Annotated in this window: 20 protein-coding genes and 1 tRNA gene; 9 read left to right on the top strand and 12 right to left on the bottom strand. The window is 52.3% G+C overall.

The genetic code is table 11. From position 1 onward, the window contains the following. Positions 1-9 precede the first annotated feature (9 nt). A tRNA-Glu gene (locus RSJ68_00470) sits at positions 10-84 on the top strand. A 377-nt stretch (positions 85-461) separates the two neighbouring features. On the opposite strand, the gene RSJ68_00475 is transcribed toward RSJ68_00470, so the two are convergent. The 4 genes from RSJ68_00475 to RSJ68_00490 all read right to left on the bottom strand — a co-directional run bounded on the left by RSJ68_00475 (position 462) and on the right by RSJ68_00490 (position 3,558). After that, complete coding sequence (locus RSJ68_00475) at positions 462-665, bottom strand: DUF2788 domain-containing protein (protein WNU97277.1); 204 nt, start codon at positions 663-665, stop codon at positions 462-464. 118 nt (positions 666-783) lie between these two features. Beyond that, on the bottom strand, positions 784-1,953 hold the full coding sequence (gene metZ / locus RSJ68_00480) for an O-succinylhomoserine sulfhydrylase (GenBank protein ID WNU97278.1): 1,170 nt from the start codon (positions 1,951-1,953) through the stop codon (positions 784-786). 323 nt (positions 1,954-2,276) lie between these two features. Further along, positions 2,277-3,215 carry a hydroxymethylbilane synthase gene (gene hemC, locus RSJ68_00485; protein ID WNU97279.1) on the bottom strand — a complete coding sequence of 313 codons (939 nt, stop codon included), beginning with the start codon at positions 3,213-3,215 and terminating at the stop codon, positions 2,277-2,279. Positions 3,216-3,237: 22 nt separating this feature from the next. Beyond that, positions 3,238-3,558, bottom strand: a complete 321-nt coding sequence (locus RSJ68_00490) for a hypothetical protein (protein WNU97280.1) — start codon at positions 3,556-3,558, stop codon at positions 3,238-3,240. Positions 3,559-4,329: 771 nt separating this feature from the next. Here RSJ68_00490 and ybeY point away from each other — a divergent pair. Both ybeY and RSJ68_00500 read left to right on the top strand, forming a co-directional pair. Beyond that, the gene (ybeY, locus tag RSJ68_00495) at positions 4,330-4,845 is read left to right on the top strand and encodes an rRNA maturation RNase YbeY (protein ID WNU97281.1); all 516 of its coding nucleotides are present in this window, start codon (positions 4,330-4,332) and stop codon (positions 4,843-4,845) included. A 1-nt stretch (position 4,846) separates the two neighbouring features. Continuing rightward, entirely contained in the window at positions 4,847-5,671 is an 825-nt protein-coding gene (locus RSJ68_00500; protein ID WNU97282.1) for a transporter associated domain-containing protein, read from the top strand. A 196-nt stretch (positions 5,672-5,867) separates the two neighbouring features. On the opposite strand, the gene RSJ68_00505 is transcribed toward RSJ68_00500, so the two are convergent. Continuing rightward, the gene (locus RSJ68_00505) at positions 5,868-6,665 is read right to left on the bottom strand and encodes a DsbC family protein (GenBank protein ID WNU97283.1); all 798 of its coding nucleotides are present in this window, start codon (positions 6,663-6,665) and stop codon (positions 5,868-5,870) included. 138 nt (positions 6,666-6,803) lie between these two features. Between RSJ68_00505 and RSJ68_00510 the strand changes: the two genes are divergently transcribed. The 4 genes from RSJ68_00510 (at position 6,804) to RSJ68_00525 (ending at position 13,151) form a co-directional block, all read left to right on the top strand. Next, positions 6,804-8,972, top strand: a complete 2,169-nt coding sequence (locus RSJ68_00510; protein WNU97284.1) for a primosomal protein N' — start codon at positions 6,804-6,806, stop codon at positions 8,970-8,972. A 111-nt stretch (positions 8,973-9,083) separates the two neighbouring features. After that, positions 9,084-9,716 (top strand): endonuclease III, encoded by a 633-nt coding sequence (nth, locus tag RSJ68_00515; GenBank protein WNU97285.1) that lies wholly within the window; start codon positions 9,084-9,086, stop codon positions 9,714-9,716. Positions 9,717-9,938: 222 nt separating this feature from the next. Continuing rightward, positions 9,939-11,441 carry a DegQ family serine endoprotease gene (locus RSJ68_00520; GenBank protein ID WNU97286.1) on the top strand — a complete coding sequence of 501 codons (1,503 nt, stop codon included), beginning with the start codon at positions 9,939-9,941 and terminating at the stop codon, positions 11,439-11,441. A 189-nt stretch (positions 11,442-11,630) separates the two neighbouring features. Continuing rightward, on the top strand, positions 11,631-13,151 hold the full coding sequence (locus RSJ68_00525; protein WNU97287.1) for a Na+/H+ antiporter NhaC family protein: 1,521 nt from the start codon (positions 11,631-11,633) through the stop codon (positions 13,149-13,151). A 67-nt stretch (positions 13,152-13,218) separates the two neighbouring features. Here RSJ68_00525 and RSJ68_00530 read toward each other — a convergent pair whose 3' ends face one another. Further along, positions 13,219-13,434 carry a hypothetical protein gene (locus tag RSJ68_00530; protein ID WNU97288.1) on the bottom strand — a complete coding sequence of 72 codons (216 nt, stop codon included), beginning with the start codon at positions 13,432-13,434 and terminating at the stop codon, positions 13,219-13,221. Between the two features lie 396 nt (positions 13,435-13,830). Here RSJ68_00530 and nagZ point away from each other — a divergent pair, with 396 nt between their 5' ends. Then, complete coding sequence (gene nagZ, locus RSJ68_00535) at positions 13,831-14,916, top strand: beta-N-acetylhexosaminidase (GenBank protein ID WNU97289.1); 1,086 nt, start codon at positions 13,831-13,833, stop codon at positions 14,914-14,916. A gap of 93 nt (positions 14,917-15,009) precedes the next feature. Here nagZ and RSJ68_00540 read toward each other — a convergent pair whose 3' ends face one another. The 3 genes from RSJ68_00540 to RSJ68_00550 all read right to left on the bottom strand — a co-directional run bounded on the left by RSJ68_00540 (position 15,010) and on the right by RSJ68_00550 (position 20,757). Continuing rightward, positions 15,010-16,569, bottom strand: a complete 1,560-nt coding sequence (locus RSJ68_00540) for a TerC family protein (GenBank protein WNU97290.1) — start codon at positions 16,567-16,569, stop codon at positions 15,010-15,012. A gap of 252 nt (positions 16,570-16,821) precedes the next feature. Beyond that, on the bottom strand, positions 16,822-20,037 hold the full coding sequence (carB, locus tag RSJ68_00545; protein ID WNU97291.1) for a carbamoyl-phosphate synthase large subunit: 3,216 nt from the start codon (positions 20,035-20,037) through the stop codon (positions 16,822-16,824). Between the two features lie 3 nt (positions 20,038-20,040). Then, positions 20,041-20,757, bottom strand: coding sequence for a hypothetical protein (locus tag RSJ68_00550; GenBank protein ID WNU97292.1), 717 nt, complete (start codon positions 20,755-20,757; stop codon positions 20,041-20,043). Between the two features lie 56 nt (positions 20,758-20,813). Between RSJ68_00550 and RSJ68_00555 the strand changes: the two genes are divergently transcribed. After that, a complete protein-coding gene (locus RSJ68_00555) occupies positions 20,814-20,984 on the top strand; it encodes a hypothetical protein (GenBank protein WNU97293.1) in 171 nt (56 codons plus the stop codon). 1,180 nt (positions 20,985-22,164) lie between these two features. Here RSJ68_00555 and RSJ68_00560 read toward each other — a convergent pair. The 3 genes from RSJ68_00560 to carA all read right to left on the bottom strand — a co-directional run bounded on the left by RSJ68_00560 (position 22,165) and on the right by carA (position 24,127). Further along, entirely contained in the window at positions 22,165-22,554 is a 390-nt protein-coding gene (locus RSJ68_00560; protein WNU97294.1) for an endonuclease domain-containing protein, read from the bottom strand. Positions 22,555-22,659: 105 nt separating this feature from the next. Then, the gene (locus tag RSJ68_00565; GenBank protein ID WNU97295.1) at positions 22,660-22,917 is read right to left on the bottom strand and encodes a SemiSWEET family transporter; all 258 of its coding nucleotides are present in this window, start codon (positions 22,915-22,917) and stop codon (positions 22,660-22,662) included. Positions 22,918-22,999: 82 nt separating this feature from the next. Further along, entirely contained in the window at positions 23,000-24,127 is a 1,128-nt protein-coding gene (gene carA, locus RSJ68_00570; protein WNU97296.1) for a glutamine-hydrolyzing carbamoyl-phosphate synthase small subunit, read from the bottom strand. Positions 24,128-24,224: the final 97 nt, after the last annotated feature.

Raw genomic sequence — 24,224 nt, forward strand, 5'->3', positions numbered from 1 at the left:
TATTTATCCGCGCCCATCGTCTAGCGGTTAGGACATCGCCCTTTCACGGCGGTAACCGGGGTTCGATTCCCCGTGGGCGTGCCAAATTCTTAATAAACCCTTACTAAAAAGTAAGGGTTTATTTTTTTATCTTTTAATGCTTTGCCCGCGATTTCAGCTTTATTGATGTGCTTTTTACCAAAGTTTTATCTGTCCGCTTTGTCGGGCATCGTTGCTAAATATGACGTGAATTGAAATATAATGGTAAGGGAGGTTTTCTATTGAAGTTGCCATGTATTTTTTGGTATCAACATTTCTTCACCCATATGATTGACTTTGCCATGCCAAATTCGGGGCATTAATACTCAATCATGTATCAAGCTCCTATCTTAAACTTTGCTGTCAAAATGCAAAGGTCGTCTGAAAACTCCGGATACGGGCTTTTCAGACGGCCTTTCCCTTATTCTTCTTTGTTTACTGTCTCAAGGCAGGGCGATGAATTTAATCAGCACTTCTTTAAAAATAAATCCGAAAACGCCCAAGCCCAGTACCAGGAACAAAATCGCGATGCCGAATTTGCCTGCCTTGGATTCCTTACCCAAGTTCCAAACGATAAAGCCCAAGAAGATAACCAGTCCGGTCAGGCAGATTTTCATTGCCCAGTCAGAAAATTCTGCTTCACTCATAATCAATTTCCTTATTTGATGTTGTGTGTATTTTAATGTTTTCAGACGACCTTTGGAACGCCAAGAGGTCGTCTGAAATGTAATGGCTCAGGTAAATGCCGTCCGTCGGGCGTTTGGCTTAACGCGCCAACGCCTGTTTCAAATCGTCAATCAAGTCATCGACGTATTCCAAACCGACGGACAGGCGCACCAGTCCGGGGCGGATGTTGGCGGCGAGTTTTTCTTCGGGCTGCATCCTGCCGTGTGTGGTTGTCCACGGGTGGGTAATGGTCGAGCGCACGTCGCCGAGGTTGGCGGTACGGGAGAAGAGTTCGACGCTGTCGACGATTTTCCACGCGGCGTCAGTGTCGGCGACTTCAAAGCCGATGACGATGCCGCCGCCGTTTTGCTGTTTGCGGATAAGCTCCGCCTGCGGATGATCGGGCAATCCGGTGTAGTACACGGCTTGAACCTGCGGCTGCGCTTGCAGCCATTGGGCGATTTTCAAGGCGTTGTCGAACTGTTTTTCCATACGCAGCGACAGGGTTTCCACGCCGCTCAACAACTGCCATGCGTTAAACGGCGACATTGCCAGCCCGCAAGAGTTGCAGTAAACGGCGACCTGCGTCATCAATTCTTCCGAACCCGCCAACACGCCGCCCATCACGCGCCCGTGTCCGTCGATGGCTTTGGTTGCGGAGGAAACGGAAATATCCGCGCCGTGTTTCAAAGGCTGCGAGCCGACGGGCGACAGCAGGCTGTTGTCCACCACCAAAAGCGCGCCGATGCTGTGCGCCAATTCTGCCAAAGCTTCCAAGTCGGCCACTTCGCCCAAGGGGTTGGAAGGCGTTTCCAAAAACAGCAGTTTGGTGTTGGCTTTGACGGCGGCTTTCCATTCGTCCACATCGGTCGGCGACACATGGCTCACTTCGATGCCGAATTTGGTGACGATGTTATTGATAAAGCCGACGGTCGTGCCGAACAGGCTGCGGCTGGAAATCACATGGTCGCCCGCCTGCAGGAAGGTGAAAAACGCCGCCTGAATCGCGGACATGCCGGTCGAAGTGGCGACTGCGCGTTCTGCACCTTCCAAAGCGGCGATGCGCTTTTCAAAAGCGGCGATGGTCGGGTTGGCGGTGCGGGTATAAGTGAACCCTTTGATTTTTTTGGAAAACAAATCGGCGGCGTGTTGGGCGCTGTCCCACATGAAGCTGCTGGTGAGGAACAATGCCTGATTGTGTTCGCGGTATTCGGTTTGCTCTTTGCCGCCGCGTATGGCGAGCGTCTGCGGGTGGAGTTTTTTACTCATTTGTTTTCCAATCTTGTTCAGCAGGTTTGTTTGATGTCTTATAGTGGATTAACTTTAAACCAGGACGGCGTTACCTCGCCTTAGCTCAAAGAGAACGATTCTCTAAGGTGCTGAAGCACCAAGTGAATCGGTTCCGTACTATCTGTACTGTCTGCGGCTTCGTCGCCTTGTCCTGATTTAAAGTTAATCCACTATAAATAAGAGAAGCCATAGGTTAACTTGTTAACATTTTGCGCTTATTTGTGCCGTCTTTCAAGTTTGGCGGCGAATGGCAAAAGGTCGTCTGAAAACGTTTTTCAGACGACCTTTTCTTGCCAACCGATTTATTCGGCTTGTTCTTTCAACACGGCTTCAATCAATTCCTGCGCGCCGTCGTCCGCCAGCTTTTTGGCGACCGCGCGTCCGAGCGCATCGGCGTAGGCGGAGGGGGCTTGCGCGTCTGCCTGCAAGATTACCGAGCCGTCGGGGTGTCCGACCAGTCCGCGCAGGGTGAGCAGGCTGTTTTCTTCAGTGCAATACGCGGCAAGCGGCACTTGGCAGCTTCCGCCCAAAGCGCGGGCGAGGGCGCGTTCGGCAGTCACGCAGGCGTGTGTCGTGTCGTGGTTTAAGGGTTTCAATACGTCGAGAAGGTCGGTGCGGTGTGCGGCGATTTCGATGCCCAACGCGCCTTGTCCTGCGGCGGGCAGGCTGTCGGCTTCGGAGATAATCAGGCGGATGCGTTCGTCCAGTTCCAAACGCTGCAATCCGGCGGCGGCGAGGATGATGGCATCGTATTCGCCGTTGTCGAGTTTGGACAGGCGGGTTTGTACGTTGCCGCGCAGGGGTTTGATGACTAAGTGCGGATAGCGGGCGCGCAACTGGGCTTCGCGGCGCAGGCTGGATGTGCCGACGACGGCGCCTTTGGGCATTTCTTCCAAACGCGCGTATTGGTTGGATACGAACGCGTCAAACGGATTGGCGCGCTCGCCGATGGCGGCAAGGGCGAAGCCTTCGGGCAAATCCATCGGTACGTCTTTAATCGAATGCACTGCCAAATCGGCGCGACCGTCCTGCAAGGCTTGTTCCAACTCTTTGATAAACAGGCCTTTGCCGCCGATTTTCGACAGGGTTTTGTCCAAAATCTGGTCGCCGCGCGTGGTCATGCCCAAGATTTCGACTTCGCAGTCGGGATACAGGGTTTTCAGACGACCTTGGATATGCTTCGCCTGCCACATGGCAAGCAGGCTTTCGCGGCTGGCGATAACGAGTTTTTTCGGGTTCATTTGCAGTTTCTGATTTTCTAATTCATGAGGCGGGAAGTTCGACAGTCTGACACAAACTTTCTACGGTAACCGCCTGACTGTACTTGCCCAAGGGACCGAATCCGTTGCCTTGGTTTTGTTCTTTAGTCAATACTTTCCCCTGAATGCAGACATTGTTCAGGGTAACGTTGTACGAGCCGGAACTCAGGCGGTTCTTTTCTACTTGGTCTATTAAGTTGTCGCCTCCATTGATGAAATAGGTTTTACCATTGGCGGTAAATTCAGCCTGTTCGAGCGAATAATGGACTGTTCCTATCATTTTGACTATATTGCCGCCACTTTTTCCTGTCTGTACATTTGTCATATCGGATGCGGGAACGGTGGCTTGTCTTGGTTTTGCTTCAGCGTCGACTTTGTTTTGCGGTGAACAGGCTGCCAGAATGATTAGTATGGGATAAAAAAAATTTTTCATTTTAATCTGTCATGTTAATAAAAACACAGTCCGAAAGTAGTCAAATAAACTAACTATTTTATTTGACTACTTTCGGGATTACGTTTGGAGTTTTGTTCTTTAGTTTACTGAAAACAAAAATTATCGCGAAGTCTAGGGAAACCGATAATGAAAATTATCGCGAAATCTAGGGAAAATGCCTCTATACTCTTTCCATAGTGGATGTGTCCTCCAATTTGTGCGTCGATCCTCTACATTTTTACTCATTGGGCGAAGCCGCCAATTCATACCTCCTGTTACCAACTCAATTTCTTTTTTGGTTAATTCTTTCATTTGAATTTTCTTTTATGAGAGTAAAATTGTACCAACTGGTACCAACTATATTAACAGTAAATTAATATGAAATAATATATAACATAATTTAATATTTATATAGTAATTCTATAATATCACCTTTTTTAAAAAGAATATAGTAATTATTATTTAATTTAATAAGTTTAACTTAAAATAATTATTGAAGTATCATCATTATGTTTTGTCATGTTTTAATGTCATGTTTGCAAGTTACCTGTTTTGTAAGTAATATGCATTCAAAAAAATTACTATTTATTTTTTACATCCTATTTTTTGAAAATATGGTAAAACTTGTAAGTCCCAATTTTTTCTAATGTTAACAACACTTTAATGAAACGCGCCAAAAAATATCCCTTCTTATCGTTGCAGCGGCAACGTTTCTGCCTGAATTTTGAAAACGCCTCAACCGCCGCCAATCTTCCGAGCGAACGCGATTTCTACCGCTGGGCATGGGCGGCGTTGAAAAACGAATACTGCCGCGCCGACATCAGCCTGATTCTTCTGGACGAAGAAGAAGCCCGCGCCTACAACCGCGATTACCGCGGCAAAGACTACGCCACCAATGTGTTGAGTTTTGCCTTGAACGAAGGCGAAATCCTGCCCGATCAGTTTTCAGACGAGCTTTGCGGCGATTTGATCATCTGCCCGCAAGTCGTATTGAAAGAAGCTGCCGAGCAGGGCAAAACCGCCGAGCAGCACTTTGCCCACCTGACCATGCACGGCACATTGCACCTGATGGGCTACGACCACATAGAAGAGACCGAGGCCGAAGAAATGGAGGCGCTCGAAATCCGCCTGATGCAGGCGGCAGGTTATCCCAACCCCTACCAAGAGGACGAATACTGAAATGGACGACACCCGGTCGAAACCGACATTTTTCGAACGTTTGATTTCCCGACTTGCCGGCGAACCCGATTCCGCCGAAGATGTACTCAGCCTGCTGCGGCAGGCGCACGAGCAGGAAGTGTTTGACGCGGATACACTTTTGCGGCTGGAAAAAGTCCTCGACTTTGCCGACTTGGAAGTGCGCGATGCTATGATTACCCGCAGCCACATGAACGTTTTGAAAGAAAACGACAGCATCGAGCGCATCACTGCCTACGTCATCGAAACCGCCCATTCCCGTTTCCCCGTCATCGGCGAAGACAAAGACGAAGTCCTCGGCATCCTGCATGCCAAAGACCTGCTCAAATACATGTTCAATCCCGAGCAGTTCAACCTCAAATCCATCCTTCGTCCCGCCGTCTTTGTACCCGAAGGCAAATCACTGAACGCGCTTTTGAAAGAATTCCGCGAGCAGCGCAACCACATGGCAATCGTCATCGACGAATACGGCGGCACATCGGGTTTGGTAACTTTTGAAGACATTATCGAACAAATCGTCGGCGACATCGAAGACGAGTTTGACGAAGACGAAAGCGCGGACAATATCCACGCCGTTTCCACCGAACGCTGGCGTATCAACGCCGTAACCGAAATCGAAGACATCAACGCCTTTTTCGGTACGGATTACAGCAGCGAAGAAGCCGACAGCATCGGCGGGCTGGTCATTCAGGAATTGGGACACCTGCCCGTGCGCGGCGAAAAAGTCGTGATCGGCGGTTTGCAGTTCACCGTCGCCCGCGCCGACAACCGCCGGTTGCATACGTTGATGGCGACTAAGGTGAAATAAACGGGATTTGTCTGATATAGTGGATTAAAATTGCAATGATACGGCGTTGCCAACGCCCTTATGTACTACCTGTACACGGCGGGCGTTGCCGCCTTGTCTCATTTTTATTTTAATCCACTATAATTAAAGAAAAAGGTCGTCTGAAAACCTTGTATATCGGTTTTCAGACGACCTTTGCCGTATCTTGAAGCCAATCTTATTTCTGATTGTCTTCGATGATTTTTTTGAGGTGCGGCATGGGGCTGTATCCGCTTTGGCTGCGGCCGTTCGGGAAGACGAGGGTAGGTGTGCCGTTGAAGCCGAATTGTTCGCCCAAAGAAGTAGTTTCGGCAACGGGATTGTCGCAATTGGCTTTGCCGCTCGGGAATTGGCCTTTGCGCATCCAGTCGGTCCAGGCTTGGGTCGGGTTGGGCTGACACCACAGGATTTCGGCTTTACGCGCGGCATCGGGGTGCAGGCTCGGAATCGGCATCATGAAGTTGTAGATCGTGATGTCGGTCATTTTTTCAAACTCGTGTTCCAAGCGTTTGCAGTACGGACAGTCGGGGTCGGAGAAGACGGCGACTTTCAGCTTGCCGTTGCCGCGTACTTCTTTGATGGCTTTATCCAAAGGCAGGGAGGCGAAGTCGATTTTGTTCAAATCGGCGGCGCGCTCTTCGGTCAGGCTTTTGCGCGTGTTGACGTCGATGAGGTCGCCGACGAACATATAGTCGCCTTTGGCATCGGTGTAAATGATTTGTTTGCCGCTGACGATGACTTCATAAATGCCTTGAATAGGGGTTTCGCTGACGCTGATGACTTTCAGACCTTGGGATTCGTAAATTTTTTCGAGGCGGGCTTTCAAGGCTTCGCCGACTTTGCCTTGTACGGGGGCGGCGGGCTTGGCGGCGGCTGAAGAGGGCGCTGCATTTGCCTGTGAAACGGGTGTTTGCCCGCACGCGGTCAGTGAGATCAGAGCGATGGGGGCTAAGATTTTGATTAATTTGGTTTTCATTTTTAAGTATAGGCGTGTGTCAAGAAAACCGCATTGTATCAAACCTCTGTCATGCCTGCATTGTATTGAGGCTCAATTTATCGTCTGAAAATAGCTTTCGGCTGTTAAAATACGCAAAAAAACGATTTGCCTGCCTGTATGAACTACCACCGTATCGCCGTAAACGTGCCGCTTTCAGACGGCCTTTTGACTTATTCCCATTCCGAGCCGCTGCCGCAGGGAACGCGGGTGCTTGTGCCTTTCCGCAACAAGACCGTGGTCGGGATTGTGTGGGAAACGGATATTGCGCCCGATATGGATGCGGCGCGGATTTTGGGTGTTCAGACGACCTTTTCGGACGAGCCGCCGTTGCCCAAAAGCTGGCGTGATTTGCTCTCGTTTACGTCGCGTTATTACCACTATCCGACGGGGCAGGCGGTGTTTGCCGCGCTGCCGCAGGGTTTGAAGGAAACGCGCGCGGTGGAAATGCCGCAGCCGCCGTTGTTTTATGAGTTGAACGAAGCGGGCAGGGCGCAAACGCCGCCGCCGTCGCGGTTCAACAAAAAAGCGGCTTTGTGGGACGCGCTGCTGTCGGGCGGGATGACGATGGCGGCGTTGAAGCAGGTGAACGCGCAGGCGGCGAAATTAATCGAGGATTGGGCGGGACAGGGTTGGATTGAAACGACGGAAGCGGCAATGCCTGTATTGAGGTCGTCTGAATTTCAGCTCAACGCTGACCAGCAGAAGGCTTCCGATGAAATTCAGACGGCCTTCGGCAGCTTCCAGCCGTTTCTACTTTACGGCATCACCGGCAGCGGCAAGACCGAAGTGTATTTCGATGCGATGGCGAAAGTGTTGGCGCAGGGGCGGCAGGTGTTGTTTCTGTTGCCAGAAATCAACCTCACGCCGCAGCTTTTGAAGCGGGTGGAAAACCGGTTTGCCGACGTGCCGACTGCCGTGTTGCACAGCCAGATGGCGGCAGGCAGGCGCACGCAGGATTATCTGCGCGCAATGTTGGGGCAGGCGAAGTTGGTCATCGGCACGCGGCTGGCGGTGTTCACGCCGATGGATAATGTCGGGCTGATTGTGGTCGATGAGGAACACGACGGCTCGTTCAAACAAGACAACGAATTGCGCTACCACGCCCGCGATTTGGCGGTGTGGCGGGCGAAGCAGAGCGGCTGCCCCGTCGTGTTGGGCAGCGCCACGCCCAGCCTGGAGAGCTGGCACAAGGCGCAAAGCGGCGCGTACCGCCTGTTGCAACTGACCGAGCGAGCCCATACCGCTGCGCAACTGCCGCAAGTGGAAATACTCAACGTAGGTCGTCTGAAACTCGACAACGGCTTCTCGCCGCAAGCCTTGCAGCTTTTGAAACAGAACTTTGAAGCGGGCGGTATGTCGCTGGTGTACCTCAACCGTCGCGGTTTCGCACCCGCGCTGTTTTGCGGCGACTGCGGCCATACCTTCGGCTGCCCGAACTGCTCCGCCAAAATGGTGCTGCACCAACGCGCCCGCCAACTGCGCTGCCACCATTGCGACCACCGCGAACCCATCCCGTTCAAATGCCCCGACTGCGGCAACCAAGACCTGACCGCCGTCGGCCACGGCACGCAGCGCGTCGAAGAAACCCTGCGCGCCTTCCTGCCGAAAGCAACCGTTGTCCGCGTCGATAGGGACAGCACGGCGCACAAAAACGACTGGGCGGATTTGTACCGCCGCATCGCCGATAACGAAATCGACATTCTGGTCGGCACGCAGATGCTCGCCAAAGGCCATGATTTCGCGCGGCTCAACCTCGTTATCGTGTTGAATGCCGACGGCAGCCTGTACAGCGCGGACTTTCGCGCACCGGAAAGGCTGTTTGCCGAGCTGATGCAAGTGTCCGGCAGGGCGGGGCGCGCCGACAAACCCGGCAAGGTGTTGATACAGACCCAACTGCCCGAACATCCCGTCTTCGCCGCCGTCAAAGCGCAGGACTACGCCGTGTTTGCCGAAAACGAATTGAACGAGCGGCAAATGTTCGCCATGCCGCCCTTCGGTTTTCAGACGGCCGTCCGTGCCGACGCGCCGCGCGTTGCCGATGCGATGGAATTTCTCAACGCCGCCAAAGAAACCCTCGCCCCGCTCTTGCCCGCAAGCGTCTCCCAGTTCGGCGCCGCCCCCATGCTGATGGTGCGCCTCGCCGAACGCGAACGCGCACAAATCTTCCTCGAATCAACATCCCGACAGGATTTGCACCGCGCCGTGAGTTTATGGGTGCAGGTGTTGCAGCAGAACCGCGACGGCAAAATCAGATGGTCGGTGGATGTGGACGCGCAGGAAGCGTAAGCGGAATAGGGAAGGGGTCGTCTGAAAAAGCGGAAGAGGCATTTTCAGACGACCTTTTGCGCTATAATCGGGCAAACGATAAAGACACACACCAATCCTACCCGTACCCCCATGAACAAACAGATCCGCCAAGAAATTTTCGAGCGTTTCCGCGCTGCCAATCCCCATCCGACCACCGAGCTTCATTTCAATTCACCCTTCGAGCTTTTGATTGCCGTTTTGCTGTCGGCGCAGGCGACCGACGTGGGCGTGAACAAGGCGACGGAAAAGCTGTTTCCGGTTGCCAATACGCCGCAGGCGATGTTGGATTTGGGTTTGGACGGCGTAATGGAATACACGAAAACCATCGGGCTTTATAAAACCAAGTCCAAACACATCATGCAGACCTGCAGCATCCTGCTGGAAAAATACAACGGCGAAGTGCCGGAAGACCGCGAGGCTTTGGAATCGTTGCCGGGCGTGGGTCGCAAGACGGCAAACGTGGTGTTGAATACGGCGTTCGGCCATCCCGTCATGGCGGTCGATACGCACATCTTCAGGGTGTCCAACCGTACCAAAATCGCGCCGGGCAAGGATGTGCGCGAGGTGGAAGACAAGCTGATGCGCTTTGTGCCGAAAGAGTTTTTGATGGATGCGCATCATTGGCTGATTCTGCACGGACGCTACACCTGCAAGGCGCAGAAGCCGCAATGCGGGAAGTGCATCATTAATGATTTGTGCGAGTATGGCGCGAAGTTGATGTAAACATTGATAAATTGTAAACAATCAACAAAACAACCTTTCTATCAGGTTAAAATTTCTGACGGCATTTTTTTATTTAAAATGAAATGCTTGAAAAAATATGGGCAAAAGGTAAAATTCGACCTTATCGGGTTGGAAAACGATAAAAGTTTCAGACGACCCCCGGTTTTTAAGATGCAAGAACACAATCCGTTATTCGGAAAAGGAAACGCGGTGCGCGAAAAAATGAACAAATACAGATACTTTGCTTTGGTAACGGCTTCTGCGCTGGCCTTGGGCGGCTGTGACAAAATCAGCAGCTTCTTCGGCGGCGACAGTAAAAGCGAAGAATTCGTACAAAGAATCGAACCTTCCAAAGATAACGGCAGCGTCGGCATGCTGCTGCCCGATTTCGCTCAATTGGTGCAAAACGAAGGCCAGGCGGTGGTCAATATCCAAGCTTCTCCCGCGAGACGCTCCGCAGGCAGCGGGCAGTCTGAAGAGCAGGGCATGGATTTGAGCCAGTTCCCTGACAACGACCCGTTTTACGAGTTTTTCAAACGCCTTGTCCCGAATATGCCCGATATGCCGGAAGACCAGTCTGCCGACGAGGATTTGAACTTCGGCTCCGGCTTCATCATCAGTAAAGACGGCTATATCCTGACCAATACCCACGTCGTCGCCGGCATGGGCAATATCAAAGTCCTGCTCAACGACAAACGCGAATACATCGCTAAGCTGATCGGATCGGATACGCAATCCGATGTCGCGCTGCTGAAGATTGACGCTTCGGAAGAGTTGCCCGTCGTCAAAATCGGCAATCCGAAAGATTTGAAACCGGGCGAGTGGGTTGCCGCCATCGGTGCGCCGTTCGGCTTTGACAACAGCGTCACTTCGGGCATCGTGTCCGCCAAAGGACGCAGCCTGCCGAACGAAAGCTACACGCCTTTCATCCAAACCGACGTTGCCATCAATCCGGGCAACTCCGGCGGCCCGCTGTTTAACCTGAAAGGTCAGGTAGTCGGCATCAACTCCCAAATTTACAGCCGCAGCGGCGGATTTATGGGCATTTCCTTTGCGATTCCGATTGATGTAGCGATGAATGTTGCCGAGCAGTTGAAAACCAGTGGTAAGGTTCAGCGCGGTCAGTTGGGCGTGATTATTCAGGAAGTGTCTTACGATCTGGCGAAATCGTTCGGCTTGGACAAAGCCAGCGGCGCGTTGATTGCCAAAGTGATGCCGAACAGCCCTGCCATGCAGGCAGGATTGCAAGTGGGCGACATCGTCCGCAGCGTCAACGGCGAAGAAGTACGCGTGTCCAGCGATTTGCCGGTCATGGTCGGCTCGATGCTGCCGGGTAAGGAAGTCGCGCTGGAAGTATGGCGCAAAGGTGAGAAGATTAATGTGAAAGTCAAACTCGGCAGCATGGCGGAGCAGAACGAAACGTCTTCTCGCGCTACCGAGCAGCCGCAGCAGGCAAATCCGGCAGACGGCTTTACCGTCGATAATACGGGACTGACCCTGCGCGTCGATGAAGGTGCAGGCAAAAGCCGCCTGATTGTTTCCCGCGTTAGCGGCGCGGCGGAACGTGCCGGACTCAAACGCGGCGACGAAATCCTCGCCGTCAGCCAAATCAGCGTCAACGACGAATCAAGCTTCCGCAGCGCGTTGGCTGGTGCGGGCAAAAATGTGCCGCTGCTGGTTCAGCGCGACGGCAATACGCTTTTCCTCGCCCTGACCCTGCAATAAGGTGCAACGCAAGCGCCATTCAATGATAGAATACCCGCCATCCTAAGGTGGCGGGTATTTTGTAATTTTAGCAACTGATTGATTTGTTTGTTTTTTGATGGTTTTGCTCTTTTGGCTTTGTCAACAATCGCATTCAAAGGTCGTCTGAAAACGTTCCGCTCCGATTGACTTACTATTAATAAAAATATTATGCACCTGATTGATTATTCACATTCGTTTTTATCCGTCGTGCCGCCGTTTTTGGCATTGGCGCTTGCCGTCATCACCCGCCGCGTGCTGCTGTCTTTGGGCATCGGTATCTTGGTCGGCGTTGCCTTTTTGGTCGGCGGCAGCCCGATTGACGGACTGACACACCTGAAAGACATGGTGGTCGGACTGGCTTGGGCAGACGGCGATTGGTCGCTGGGAAAACCTAAAATCCTGATTTTCTTGTTGTTGCTCGGTATTTTCACTTCTCTTTTAACCTTTTCGGGCAGCAATCAGGCGTTTGCCGATTGGGCGAAGCAACACATCAAAGGGCGGCGCGGCGCAAAAATGCTGACTGCCTGCCTCGTATTCGTTACCTTTATCGACGACTATTTCCACAGTCTCGCCGTCGGTGCGATTGCCCGCCCCGTTACCGACAAATTCAAAGTCTCCCGCGCCAAACTCGCGTATATCCTTGATTCCACCGCTGCGCCGATGTGCGTACTGATGCCGGTTTCAAGCTGGGGCGCATCGATTATCGCCACGCTGGCAGGTCTGCTCGTTACTTACCACATCACCGGATACACGCCGATGGGTGTGTTCGTTGCCATGAGCCTGATGAATTATTACGCCCTGTTCGCGCTGATCATGGTGTTTGTCGTCGCTTGGTTTTCTTTCGACATCGGCTCGATGGCGCGCCTTGAAAAAGCGGCATTGCAGGAAACCCATGACGAATCCGCCGGCTCGAACGGCCCTAAAGGCAGGGTTTACGCGCTGATTATCCCTGTTTTGGTGTTGATCGCATCCACCGTTTCCGCCATGATTTACACAGGCGCGCAGGCAAGCGAAACCTTCAGCATTTTGGGCGCGTTTGAAAATACCGATGTAAACACTTCGCTGGTGTTCGGCGGTGCTTGCGGCGTACTCGCCGTCGTCCTTTGCACGCTCGGCACCATCAAGGCCGCCGACTATCCCAAAGCCGTCCGTCAGGGCATATCTTCGATGTTCGGCGCGATTACCATCCTGATTCTTGCCTGGCTCATCAGCACCGTCGTCAGCGAAATGCACACCGGCGACTACCTCTCCACGCTGGTTGCAGACAACATCCATCCCGGCTTCCTGCCCGTCATCCTCTTCCTGCTCGCCAGTGTGATGGCGTTCGCCACAGGCACAAGCTGGGGCACATTCGGCATTATGCTGCCGATTGCCGCAGCGATGGCGGTTAAAGTCGATGCATCGTTGGTTATCCCGTGTATGTCCGCCGTGATGGCAGGCGCGGTGTGCGGCGACCACTGTTCGCCCATTTCCGACACCACTATCCTGTCTTCCACCGGTGCGCATTGCAACCACATCGACCACGTTACATCGCAACTGCCTTACGCCCTGACCGTCGCAGGCGCGGCAGCGGCAGGCTACCTCGTGTTGGGTATGACGCAATCGGCTTGGCTGGGCTTTTTTGCCACCGGCGTCGTCATGACCGCCCTCATCTTCATACTGAAAGACAAAAAAGGCAAAGCTGCCTGAATACGCATAAAAAGAACTCGCCAATTTCATTATTAAAATTGGCGAGTTTGTCAGTTGATTTTATGATTTAATCCACAAAACCGATGCCACCGTTTTGTTTCATTGCTTTATTTAATCTGTTCAGATTGGCTTGCCCTGCTATGGGAATACTTTTAATATATTTGTCATAAATAGGATCAAATACAAATTTTCCTAAAGCCCATCCTGTAAGAGCATCTCTTGCAGAAAATCCTCTCCATCCTCCAGATACTTTCTCCAAATCATGATTGTTCAAAGGTTTCATAATAGAAACTCCTATATGAGTTGACAAAGTTTTTTTGTATAATATAGAAGTACTTACACGAATTCATGCTATCATAAATTAAAATAAATGAGAAATATTTTCGTTAATTTGCAATTTGCAAAAAATGGTAAGATTTAACAAAGTAAGGAAATATACCTTAAAGTCAGTTGGATGCTGCCTAGGAAAAGGAAAATTATAATGAAAATATTCATTTTGATAATAATCGGTTTGTATTATATTGTATTCACAAGAGTTATTTATAATTTTATCGGTTGGAATATAAATAAGGATTTATTGTTTTTAGTTACTGTATTTATTGCTATGGGAATTTATAAATTATTTCTCAAGTCAAATAAATAGCAAAAGACGAATTTGAATATTTAAGGTTTCAGAAATATGTCCCTCGTTTTCCTCCCGCGCGGCCCCGTTATGGCAGACGTCGCCGCCTACTGTCTGACCGAAGAAGAAAAACAACGCCTGCTCGACCCATCTATCGGCGGCGTTATCCTGTTCCGCCGCAACTTCCAAAACGTCGGGCAGCTCAAAGCCCTTGTTCAAGAAATCAAAGCACTGCGCACGCCCGAACTCATCATCGCCGTCGATCACGAAGGCGGCAGGGTACAACGCTTTATCGAAGGCTTCACACGCCTGCCCGCCATGAACACTTTAGGGCAGATTTGGGATACCGAAGGCGAAGCCGCCGCCAAAGAAAAAGCCGAGCAGGTCGGCTGGGTATTGGCGACGGAACTGACCGCCTGCGGCATAGACCTCTCCTTCACGCCCGTTCTCGACCTCGACTGGGGAACATGTCCCGTCATCGGCAACCGCAGTTTCCACCGCAACGCTGACACCGTAACCCAACTCGCCCTTGCCCTGCAAAAAGGTCTGAACCGGGGCGGCATGAAATCCTGTGGCAAACATTTCCCCGGACACGGATTTGTCGAAGGCGACAGCCATTTGGTGCAACCCGAAGACACGCGCAGCCTTGTCGAACTCGAAGCTGCCGACATGATTCCGTTCCGCGCCTTAAGCAGCGCAGGCATGGCGGCGGTCATGCCCGCCCACGTCGTTTATCCGCAAATTGACAGCAAGCCCGCCGGTTTCTCCGAAAAATGGCTCAAACAAATCCTGCGCCAAGACATCGGATTTAAAGGCGTTATCTTTTCAGACGACCTCACGATGGAAGGCGCAGGCGCAGCGGGCGGCATCAAAGAACGTGCAAACGCTTCCTTTACGGCAGGCTGCGACATCGTCCTTGTCTGCAACCGTCCCGACCTCGTGGACGAACTGCGCGACGGCTTCCAAATCCCCGTCAATCCCGATTTGGCAAGCCGCTGGCAATACATGGCGAACACATTGGGCAAGGAAGCCGCCCAAGCCGTGATGCAAACCTCCGCTTTCCAAGCCGCCCAAGCCATGACCGCGCAACTTGCTACGCCTAAAGACACCGCCGGCGGCGTGAAAGTCGGCGAAGCGTTTTAAAGGCGTTTGATTTAGAAAGTATGAAAGAAGGTCGTCTGAAAAGCTGAATTGGGCTTTTTCAGACGACCTTTTTATTTCACAATGATAATTTGATTATCCTTCGTCAGGCAGCTTGGTGATCTGTACCCGCTCGATGCGTTGGCCGTCTTTTTCAACGACTTGGAAACGCCAGCCGTGGAAGTCGGCAAAGTCGCCGACATCGGGAATGCTTTGCAGCTCTTCCATAATCAGTCCGGCGACGGTGTGGAAGTCGGCATCTTCTTCCTGCGGCGGGAGGTTGAGTTGCGGCGCGAGTTCGACGTATTCGAGCGAACCGTCCACGGTCAGGCTTTCATCGGCATTTTCTTGAACGGCGGGTTCTTCTTGGCGTTCAAACTCTTCGGGGAATTCACCGGCGATGGTTTCCAGCAGGTCTTTCATGGTGACCATGCCCAAAACCGCGCCGAATTCATCGACCACCAAAGCATAATCCGCGCTGCTTTGGCGGAACAGTTCAATCGCACCCAATGCGGTCGTACTGTCCGGCAGGACGAGCGGCTGGCGCAGGACGGCTTGGATATTGAGTTCGCCGGTTTCGAGCAGTTGGGCAAGCAGGTCTTTTTTATTGATATAACCCAACGGTTCGTCCACGCCGGCTTTACCGACGACGAGCAGGCGGCTGTACGGGGTGTTTTGCAGTTGGGCATGTTGCTCTTCGCGGCTTTGGGAGATGTCCAAACGCTCAATGTCGCGGCGGGGAATCATCACGCCGAGGATGGGACGTTCGGCAAGCGTGAGGACGCTGCGTATCATGGATTTTTCGTTTTCTTCGAAATGCCCGTCATCCTCCGCTTCGTCGCCCGCTTTGGCAAGCACGCTTTCGCGTATGCCCATCATGCCCAAGACGTTCTCGGCGGTGCGTTTGCGCCACGAGCTGCTGATGTAGTCGTTTTTGCGACTGTTGCGCTGCGAAATTTGGTTGAACGCTTCAATCAGGATGGAGAAGCCGATAGCGGCGTAGAGGTAGCCTTTGGGGATATGGAAATGGAAGGCTTCGGCAATAAGGCTGAAACCGATCATCAACAGGAAACCCAAACAGAGCATAACGACGGTAGGATGTCTGTCCACAAACTCGGTCAGGGGTTTGCTGGCGGAAATCATGACGGTCATGGCAACGGCAACGGCCCCCATGGCGACGACGATGTGATCGACCATCGCAACCGCCGTAATGACGGAATCGATGGAAAATACCGCGTCAAGAATCAGGATTTGGGCAACCACGCTCCAAAATCGCGCGTGTTTTTTCTGACTGTCGGCAACGGCAAATTGGTTATGCCCTTCGAGGCGTTCGTGCAGCTCGGTGGTGGCTTTGTAGAGCAGGAAGATACCGCCCGCGAGCATAATCATGTCTTTGCCGGAAACGTCCAACCCGCTGATGTGGAACAGCGGGCGCGTCAGGGTCATGATGTGTGCCATGAAGCCGAGCATGATGATGCGGATAACGACCGCAAGCCCCAAACCGGTAATACGCGCGCGGTCGCGTTGGGCGGGTTTGACTTTGTTTGCCAAAATAGCGACGAAAACGAGGTTGTCTATCCCCAAGACAACTTCGAGCACCAGAAGCGTGGCAAAGCCTATCCAAGTATGCGGCTCTGCCAACCAACTGAAATCCATGATTTTTGTATTCCTTTGTGTTCAAACGCGAAAAGGCAGCCTGAAACGCTCAAGCTGCCTGATTCATATCGATACGCACGAAAAACGGCGGGCGGTCATGCTGCTCTGCTCTGGGTCTTTCATGTGTGCGTATGTCTCAAGTAAAAATAATGTAAATAGTTTAACAGTTTGGAAGACGGATGGCAAAAGGTCGTCTGAAAGATAAGTCTTATTTTCAGACGACCTTTTGTTTAAGCTAAACCTGATTCAGATTCAGCCTCTGTTTTTCAACCGTCCATGCAACTCCTGCACGCTGTATACGCCCAGGTGGTCGCGGCTTTTTGCGCCTTCGCTCATGGCTTCGCCACCGGCGATGGTGGTGTATTGCGGCACGCGTTGGGTGAGGGAGGTGCGGCGGATGCTGTGGCTGTCGGCGATGGATTGTGCCGAGCTGCTGACGGTGTTGACCACCAGCGCGATTTCGCCGTTTTTAATCGCGTCCACGATGTGCGGGCGGCCTTCCTGCACTTTGTTCACCGCTTGTACGATGATGCCGTGCTCTTTCAGGTATTCGGCGGTGCCGCGTGTGGCGCAGACGCCGTAGCCTAAGGCTTGGAAGTTTTGCGCGGTTTTGACGATGAGCGGTTTGTCTTCGTCGCGCACGGCGAGGAAGATTTTGCCGGTCGGGTTCAGGCGTTCGCCTGCGCCGAGTTGGGCTTTGTAGTAGGCTTCGCCGAAGCTTGCGCCCACGCCCATCACTTCGCCGGTGGAGCGCATTTCCGGGCCGAGGATGGTGTCCACGCCGGGGAATTTGATGAAGGGGAACACGGCTTCTTTAACGGCATAAAAATCGGGGACGACTTCTTTTTCCACGCCTTGCCCTTGCAGGGAAATGCCTGCCATGCAGCGCGCGCCGACTTTGGCGAGCGGCACGCCGGTGGCTTTGGAGACGAAGGGGACGGTGCGGCTGGCGCGCGGGTTCACTTCCAATACGAACACCACGCCGTCCTGCACGGCAAACTGGACGTTCATCAGGCCGACCACGCCCAGCGCGTAGGCCATGGCTTTGGTTTGGCGGCGGATTTCGTCTTGGATTTCTTCGCTGAGCGAGTAGGGCGGCAGCGAGCAGCCGGAGTCGCCGGAGTGGATGCCTGCCTGTTCGACGTGCTGCATGATGCCGCCGATGACGACGTCTTTGCCGTCTGAAACGCAGTCCACATCGACTTCAATCGCGTTGTTCAGGAAGAAATCGAGCAACACGGGACTGTCTTCGGATACCTGCACGGCTTCGCGCATGTATTTTTGCAGCTCTTCGGCGGAGTGGACAACCTGCATGGCGCGGCCGCCGAGGACGTAAGACGGGCGCACGACCAGCGGATAGCCGATTTCTTCGGCTTTGACGAGTGCTTCTTCTTCGTTGTGGGCGATGCGGTTGGGCGGTTGGCGCAGGCCTAAGTCGTTCAACACTTTTTGGAAGCGTTCGCGGTCTTCGGCGGCGTCGATGCTGTCGGCGGACGTGCCGATGATGTTCACGCCGTTTTCAACCAGCGCGTTGGCAAGTTTTAGCGGGGTTTGACCGCCGTAATGCACAATCACGCCCCACGGGTTTTCGGTGCGGACGATTTCCAACACGTCTTCCAGCGTCAGCGGCTCGAAATACAGGCGATCGCTGGTGTCGAAGTCGGTGGACACGGTTTCGGGGTTGCAGTTGACCATAATCGTTTCAAAGCCTGATTCGCGCAGGGCGAGCGCGGCGTGAACGCAGCAGTAGTCAAACTCGATGCCTTGACCGATGCGGTTCGGGCCGCCGCCGAGAATCATCACTTTTTTACGGTCGGAAGGACGCGCTTCGCATTCTTCTTCGTAAGTGGAATAGAGGTAGGCGGTTTCGGTGGCGAATTCGGCGGCGCAGGTATCGACGCGTTTATAGACGGGATGCAGATCCAGTGTGTAGCGGTGTTCGCGCACTTCTTTTTCTTTTACGCCTAAAAGCTGCGCGATGCGTTTGTCGGAGAAGCCTTTGCGTTTCAGACGACGTAAGGCGGCGAAATCCAAATCTTGCAGGCAGCCTGCACTTACCTGCTGCTCTTCTTTCACCAAGTCTTCGATTTGCGCCAAGAACCAAGGGTCGATGGCGCAGATTTCGTGGATTTCTTCCAGCGTGAAACCCGCGCGGAATGCGTCTGCCACAAACAGCATACGCTCGGGGCCGGGGTTCGCCAGTTCGCGGCGGATTTCCGCTTTGTCTTCGCTGCGCGGATTGAAGCCGCACAAACCCGTTTCCAAGCCGCGCAGGGCTTTTTGGAAGCTTTCCTGAATCGTGCGTCCCATCGCCATCACTTCGCCCACCGATTTCATCTGCGTGGTCAGGCGGTCGTCTGCGGCGGGGAATTTTTCAAACGCAAAACGCGGGATTTTGGTTACCACATAGTCGATGGAAGGCTCGAACGACGCGGGCGTACGGCCGCCGGTGATGTCGTTGCGCAACTCGTCCAGCGTAAAGCCGACTGCCAGTTTCGCCGCCACCTTCGCAATCGGGAAGCCCGTCGCTTTGGAAGCCAGCGCGGACGAACGGCTCACGCGCGGGTTCATCTCAATCACAATCATCTCGCCGTTTTCAGGGTTCACCGCAAACTGCACGTTCGAGCCGCCCGTGTCCACGCCGATTTCGCGCAATACCGCCAACGAGGCATTACGCATGATTTGGTATTCCTTGTCCGTCAGCGTTTGCGCCGGCGCAACTGTAATCGAGTCGCCCGTATGCACGCCCATCGGGTCGAAGTTTTCAATCGAGCAAATGATGATGCAGTTGTCGGCCTTATCGCGCACCACTTCCATCTCGTACTCTTTCCAGCCAAGCACGGACTGCTCAATCAGCAGCTCATGCGTGGGCGATGCATCGAAACCGCGTTCGCAAATTGCCAGAAACTCGTCTTTATTGTAGGCAATGCCGCCGCCCGAACCGCCCATCGTGAAAGACGGACGAATCAGCGTCGGGAAGCCGACCTGTTCCTGCGCTGCCAAGGCTTCGTTCATCGTGTGGCAGACAAAGGATTTCGGGCAGGAGAGACCGATTTTTTCCATCGCTTCCTTAAAGCGACCGCGGTCTTCCGCCTTGTCGATCGCGTCTTCCGTCGCGCCGATCAGCTCGACATTGTATTTCGCCAGCACGCCGTTGCGCGCCAAATCCAGCGCACAGTTCAGCGCGGTCTGACCGCCCATTGTGGGCAGAATCGCATCAGGCCGCTCCTTGGCGATAATCTTCTCCACCGTCTGCCACATAATCGGCTCAATGTAGGTAACATCCGCCATTTCAGGGTCGGTCATAATCGTGGCAGGGTTGGAATTCACCAGAATGACTTTATAGCCTTCTTCACGCAAAGCCTTGCAGGCCTGTGCGCCGGAATAGTCAAATTCGCAGGCCTGACCGATAACGATAGGGCCGGCGCCGATGATAAGGATGGATTTTAGGTCGGTACGTTTGGGCATGGTTTAACCTTTTCTATTTAAAACGCGAAGAGAAGAATGGAAAAGTTCTATTTTGAATTGGTTGCAATAGGTCATGAAAAGCATCGCATATGATACATAATTCAAATAGCAAATACATATTTGGCTGGGTAGTAAAGGTAGTGTAATAACAAACAGCCCTAGAATGGTACTGAAAAATAACAAGAAACAATTGTAATTATTAACTTTTTTTATATGCTCCTTTTGGTTATCGTTTAAACGAGCCTCTTCAATTTGTTTTATTTTAATTCTAGAAAAAATTGTAGAATACAGACAAATTTGCACAAACAACCAGAATAAATTTGTATCATTAATGTTAAGGTTCTTCTCCTGAATATTTATATTTTGAGCAATAAATATTACAACTGAAAAGAATATAACCTGCAAGTTGTATTCACTCCAATTTTTTAATGCATCCTTAAACTCCGTATTATGAATTCGTTTTTCTTCTTTTTCTTTTAATTTCTTTTGTATCTCTTCCGCTGTTTCAGATACCGGTTTTGTTTTTAATGACCAATTGTATAATTCTGGTAGGTAACCATTATAAAAACTTGGAATAAATATAGCTATTAAAGCAATTATATTAGAACAATAAATGCTTTTAAAACGAAAAATAATAGGGATAACAAACAAGACAAAACACAGCCAAAATAATGAAGAATGTAATGGTTTTCTAGTATTTACATTTTCGGATTTTTCCATTTTCAAATTACCTTGATTAAACATTTATAGTAAGCCGTAGCCCGCATGTAGGGTGCGTGCGGTACGCACGCACGCGTTCTCTATTTTCCCTGCAACCCCAACCCACCGCGTGCGTGCCTTGCGGCACACACCTTACCGATGGGTTCAAAGGTCGTCTGAAAAAACGCTTGCGGCGTTTGCTCCATCTGCCTTGTGATAAAGGCTGCCTGAAAAATTCCTGCCGTTGATATTTCGGGCATTCTTTTTCAGACGGCCTGCAACGCCTGAATCCGCTGCAACCCGCTCCCTCTCCCGTGGGGAAGGGTTGGGGAGAGGGCATTCCCCGAATGGCGGCAATCTTTCCCAAACACCTTAACCGCCCCAATACAAGCCTTGCGGCTTGTTGCCCTCTCTCTAGCTCTCTCCCACGGGAGAGAGGACGGGGCGGCTGTTGGGGTTAAAGGTTATGCAAGGAAAACAGGTTGTGCAGACTGCTTTTTATTTTTCAGACGACCTGCATCAACAGTTGTAAATCCAAGTTGCTTTTCAAACCGCCTGCGACCGCAAAACCTGCTGCAACCCGCTCCCTCCCCCGTGGAGGAGGGTTGGGGAGAGGGCATTCTCCAAATTTCGGCAACCTTTCCCAATACCCTACCGCTCAAAATATAAGCCTTACGGCTTGTTGCCCTCTCTCTAACTCTCTCCCACGGGAGAGAGGACGGGGCGGCTGTTGGGGTTAAGGGTTCTGCAAGGAAAACAGGTTGTGCAGGCTGCTTTTTACTTTTCAGACGACCTACAATCAACGGCTGCAAATCCAAGTTACTTTTCAAACTGCCTGTAACCGCAAAACCTGCTGTAACCCGCTCCCTCCCCCGTGGGGGAGGGTTGGGGAGAGGGCATTCCCCAAATCGCGACAATCTTTCCCAACACTCTAACCGCTCAAAATACAAGCCTTGCGGCTTGTTGCCCTCTCTCTAACTCTCTCCCACGGGGAGAGAGGACGGGGTGGCTGTTGGGGTTAAAGGTTCTGCAAGGAAAACAGGTTGTGCGGGCTGCTTTTTGTTTTTCAGACGACCTGAAATCAACGGCTGTAAACCCAAGTTGCTTTTCAAACCAACTGAAACCGCAAAACCTGCTGCAACCTGCTCCCTCCCCCGTGGGGGAGGGTTGGGGAGAGGGCATTCCCCGAATTTCGGCAACCTTCCCCAACACTCTAACCGCTCAAAATACAAGCCTTGCGGCTTGTTGCCCTCTCTCTAACTCTCTCCCACAGGGAGAGAGGACGGGGTACCTGCTGGAGTTAAGGGTTATGCAAGGAAAACAGGTTGTATTGGCTGTTTTTTACTTTTCAGACGACCTTTATAAATGCTCAATTCAGGCAGCCTGCACCTTATAATTTTCAAAAACCCAATCAAAATCAGCCGTCTGCTACCGTGCAGGCTGCTTTTCCAATTCTTGCAACACGCGCAGGATTTCCGCGAGCACATCGTTTGTCTGCTGCAAAATTTCGTGGTTCCAAAAACGCAGCACGGTAAAGCCCAGGCTGTTCAGATAGGCTGTCCGCGCGTGATCGTATGCGGCTTGTTCCGTATGTTGCCCGCCGTCTGCTTCGACAATCAACTTAGGCGTTACGCACGTAAAATCAACAATATAGTTTCCCATCGGCTGCTGGCGGCGGAATTTATAGCCGTTCAGACGGCCTGCCCGCAGGTGCTGCCACAATTTTGCTTCCGCCTCGCTCATTTCTTTGCGCATGGCTTTGGCGCGTTGGCGCAGGGCGGGGTTGTCGGCGGTCAATAGTTTTTCGGGCGGGGTCATTTTTTTATTATTGGGTGTGGAAAACGCCTTGATGACCATCTTTTTTCTTTTTTCAGACGACTTTTTGCGTTTTACTTTTACATAGGGTCGTCTGAAAAGCTTTCTTTAAAAGCTGGTAAAAAACGTAATCAAGCCCAAAATGATGCCGGGGGCATTTGCCAGCATAACGGGGTAGTCGCGTTTTTCTTTCAGAAAGCCGTAGGCAACCCATAATGTGCAGTTGATGGCGGCAACGAGGGGTTGCAGCGGCGAGCCGGGGTTACCGGCGAGGTTGTTTTGGATTTGCGGGATGTAGGAAACGTACATGCCTACGGCGGTCAGGGTGGCGACGACGGAGAGTACGCGCATTTGTTTTTCAGTCATGATTTTCCTTTCTGATTTGAGGGTTGGGGGGGATTTTTCAGACGACGTTTTGAGTTGAGAGGTCGTCTGAAAAGGCGGCTTATTATTTTGCCGCTTTCATGTTGTCAATGAATTTGTCAAACAGATAGCCGACATCTTGCGGACCGGGGCTCGCTTCGGGGTGACCTTGGAAACAGAACACGGGTTTGTCGGTCAGCTCGATGCCTTGCAAGGTGTTGTCGAACAAGGATTTGTGGGTAATCCTTGCGTTGGCGGGCAGGGTGTCGGCATCGACGGCGAAACCGTGGTTTTGGCTGGTGATGACGACTTTGCTGCTGTCCAAGTCTTGAACGGGGTGGTTTGCGCCGTGGTGGCTGAAGTGCATTTTCAGGGTTTTTGCACCGATGGCGAGGCTGATGAGCTGGTGTCCCAAGCAGATGCCGAAGATGGGTTTGCCGCTTGCCATCAGTTTTTGCACGGCTTCGATGGCGTAGGTACAAGGCTCGGGGTCGCCTGGGCCGTTGGAGAGGAACACGCCGTCGGGATTGAGCGCCAACACGTCTTCCGCGCTGGTTTGGGCGGGGACGACGGTCAGGCGGCAGCCACGTGCGGCGAGCATACGTAGGATGTTGGTTTTCACGCCGAAATCGTAGGCGACGACGTGGAACGGCTGTTCGGCAGGGGTAACGAAACCTTTGCCCAGCGCCCATTCGCCTTCGGTCCATTCGTAGGCTTCTGTGCAGGAAACTTCTTTCGCCAAATCTTTGCCGACCATGCTGCCGAACGCGGCGATGAGTTCTTGCGCTTTTTCAACCGTGGCATCCGCGCCGGTCAAAATCGCGCCTCCTTGTGCGCCTTTTTCGCGCAGCAGCGTGGTCAGGCGGCGGGTGTCGATGTCGGCGATGGCGACGGTTTTACTGCGCACCAGATAGTCGTGCAGGCTTTCGGAGGCGCGGAAGTTGCTGTGCAGCAAAGGCAGGTCGCGGATAATCAAGCCTGCGGCATAAACGCTGCGGCTTTCTTCATCTTCGGCGTTGGTGCCGGTGTTGCCGATGTGGGGGTAGGTGAGGGTGACGATTTGTTTGCAGTAGGACGGGTCGGTCAGGATTTCCTGATAGCCGGTCATGGAAGTGTTGAACACGACTTCGCCGGAAGTCGAACCTTCGTAACCGATTGATGTGCCGTGAAATACGCTGCCGTCAGCGAGAACGAGAAGAGCCGGAGTGGTCATGATGAATCCTGTTTGCCTGATGATGGTCGGTTTGCAGAAACGGGCAGGGGTCGTCTGAAAATTGTTTACAAAAAAGACCGCCTGAGAAAATATCGGC

Source organism: Neisseria sp. DTU_2020_1000833_1_SI_GRL_NUU_006 (assembly GCA_032388755.1).
GTDB lineage: Bacteria > Pseudomonadota > Gammaproteobacteria > Burkholderiales > Neisseriaceae > Neisseria > Neisseria sicca_C.

Coding starts and splice junctions, on each gene's coding strand:
- RSJ68_00475 (WNU97277.1), bottom strand. CDS start 665: ATGAGTGAAGCAGAATTTTCTGACTGGGCAATGAAAATCTGCCTGACC.
- metZ (WNU97278.1), bottom strand. CDS start 1,953: ATGAGTAAAAAACTCCACCCGCAGACGCTCGCCATACGCGGCGGCAAA.
- hemC (WNU97279.1), bottom strand. CDS start 3,215: ATGAACCCGAAAAAACTCGTTATCGCCAGCCGCGAAAGCCTGCTTGCC.
- RSJ68_00490 (WNU97280.1), bottom strand. CDS start 3,558: ATGACAAATGTACAGACAGGAAAAAGTGGCGGCAATATAGTCAAAATG.
- ybeY (WNU97281.1), top strand. CDS start 4,330: ATGAAACGCGCCAAAAAATATCCCTTCTTATCGTTGCAGCGGCAACGT.
- RSJ68_00500 (WNU97282.1), top strand. CDS start 4,847: ATGGACGACACCCGGTCGAAACCGACATTTTTCGAACGTTTGATTTCC.
- RSJ68_00505 (WNU97283.1), bottom strand. CDS start 6,665: ATGAAAACCAAATTAATCAAAATCTTAGCCCCCATCGCTCTGATCTCA.
- RSJ68_00510 (WNU97284.1), top strand. CDS start 6,804: ATGAACTACCACCGTATCGCCGTAAACGTGCCGCTTTCAGACGGCCTT.
- nth (WNU97285.1), top strand. CDS start 9,084: ATGAACAAACAGATCCGCCAAGAAATTTTCGAGCGTTTCCGCGCTGCC.
- RSJ68_00520 (WNU97286.1), top strand. CDS start 9,939: ATGAACAAATACAGATACTTTGCTTTGGTAACGGCTTCTGCGCTGGCC.
- RSJ68_00525 (WNU97287.1), top strand. CDS start 11,631: ATGCACCTGATTGATTATTCACATTCGTTTTTATCCGTCGTGCCGCCG.
- RSJ68_00530 (WNU97288.1), bottom strand. CDS start 13,434: ATGAAACCTTTGAACAATCATGATTTGGAGAAAGTATCTGGAGGATGG.
- nagZ (WNU97289.1), top strand. CDS start 13,831: ATGTCCCTCGTTTTCCTCCCGCGCGGCCCCGTTATGGCAGACGTCGCC.
- RSJ68_00540 (WNU97290.1), bottom strand. CDS start 16,569: ATGGATTTCAGTTGGTTGGCAGAGCCGCATACTTGGATAGGCTTTGCC.
- carB (WNU97291.1), bottom strand. CDS start 20,037: ATGCCCAAACGTACCGACCTAAAATCCATCCTTATCATCGGCGCCGGC.
- RSJ68_00550 (WNU97292.1), bottom strand. CDS start 20,757: ATGGAAAAATCCGAAAATGTAAATACTAGAAAACCATTACATTCTTCA.
- RSJ68_00560 (WNU97294.1), bottom strand. CDS start 22,554: ATGACCCCGCCCGAAAAACTATTGACCGCCGACAACCCCGCCCTGCGC.
- RSJ68_00565 (WNU97295.1), bottom strand. CDS start 22,917: ATGACTGAAAAACAAATGCGCGTACTCTCCGTCGTCGCCACCCTGACC.
- carA (WNU97296.1), bottom strand. CDS start 24,127: ATGACCACTCCGGCTCTTCTCGTTCTCGCTGACGGCAGCGTATTTCAC.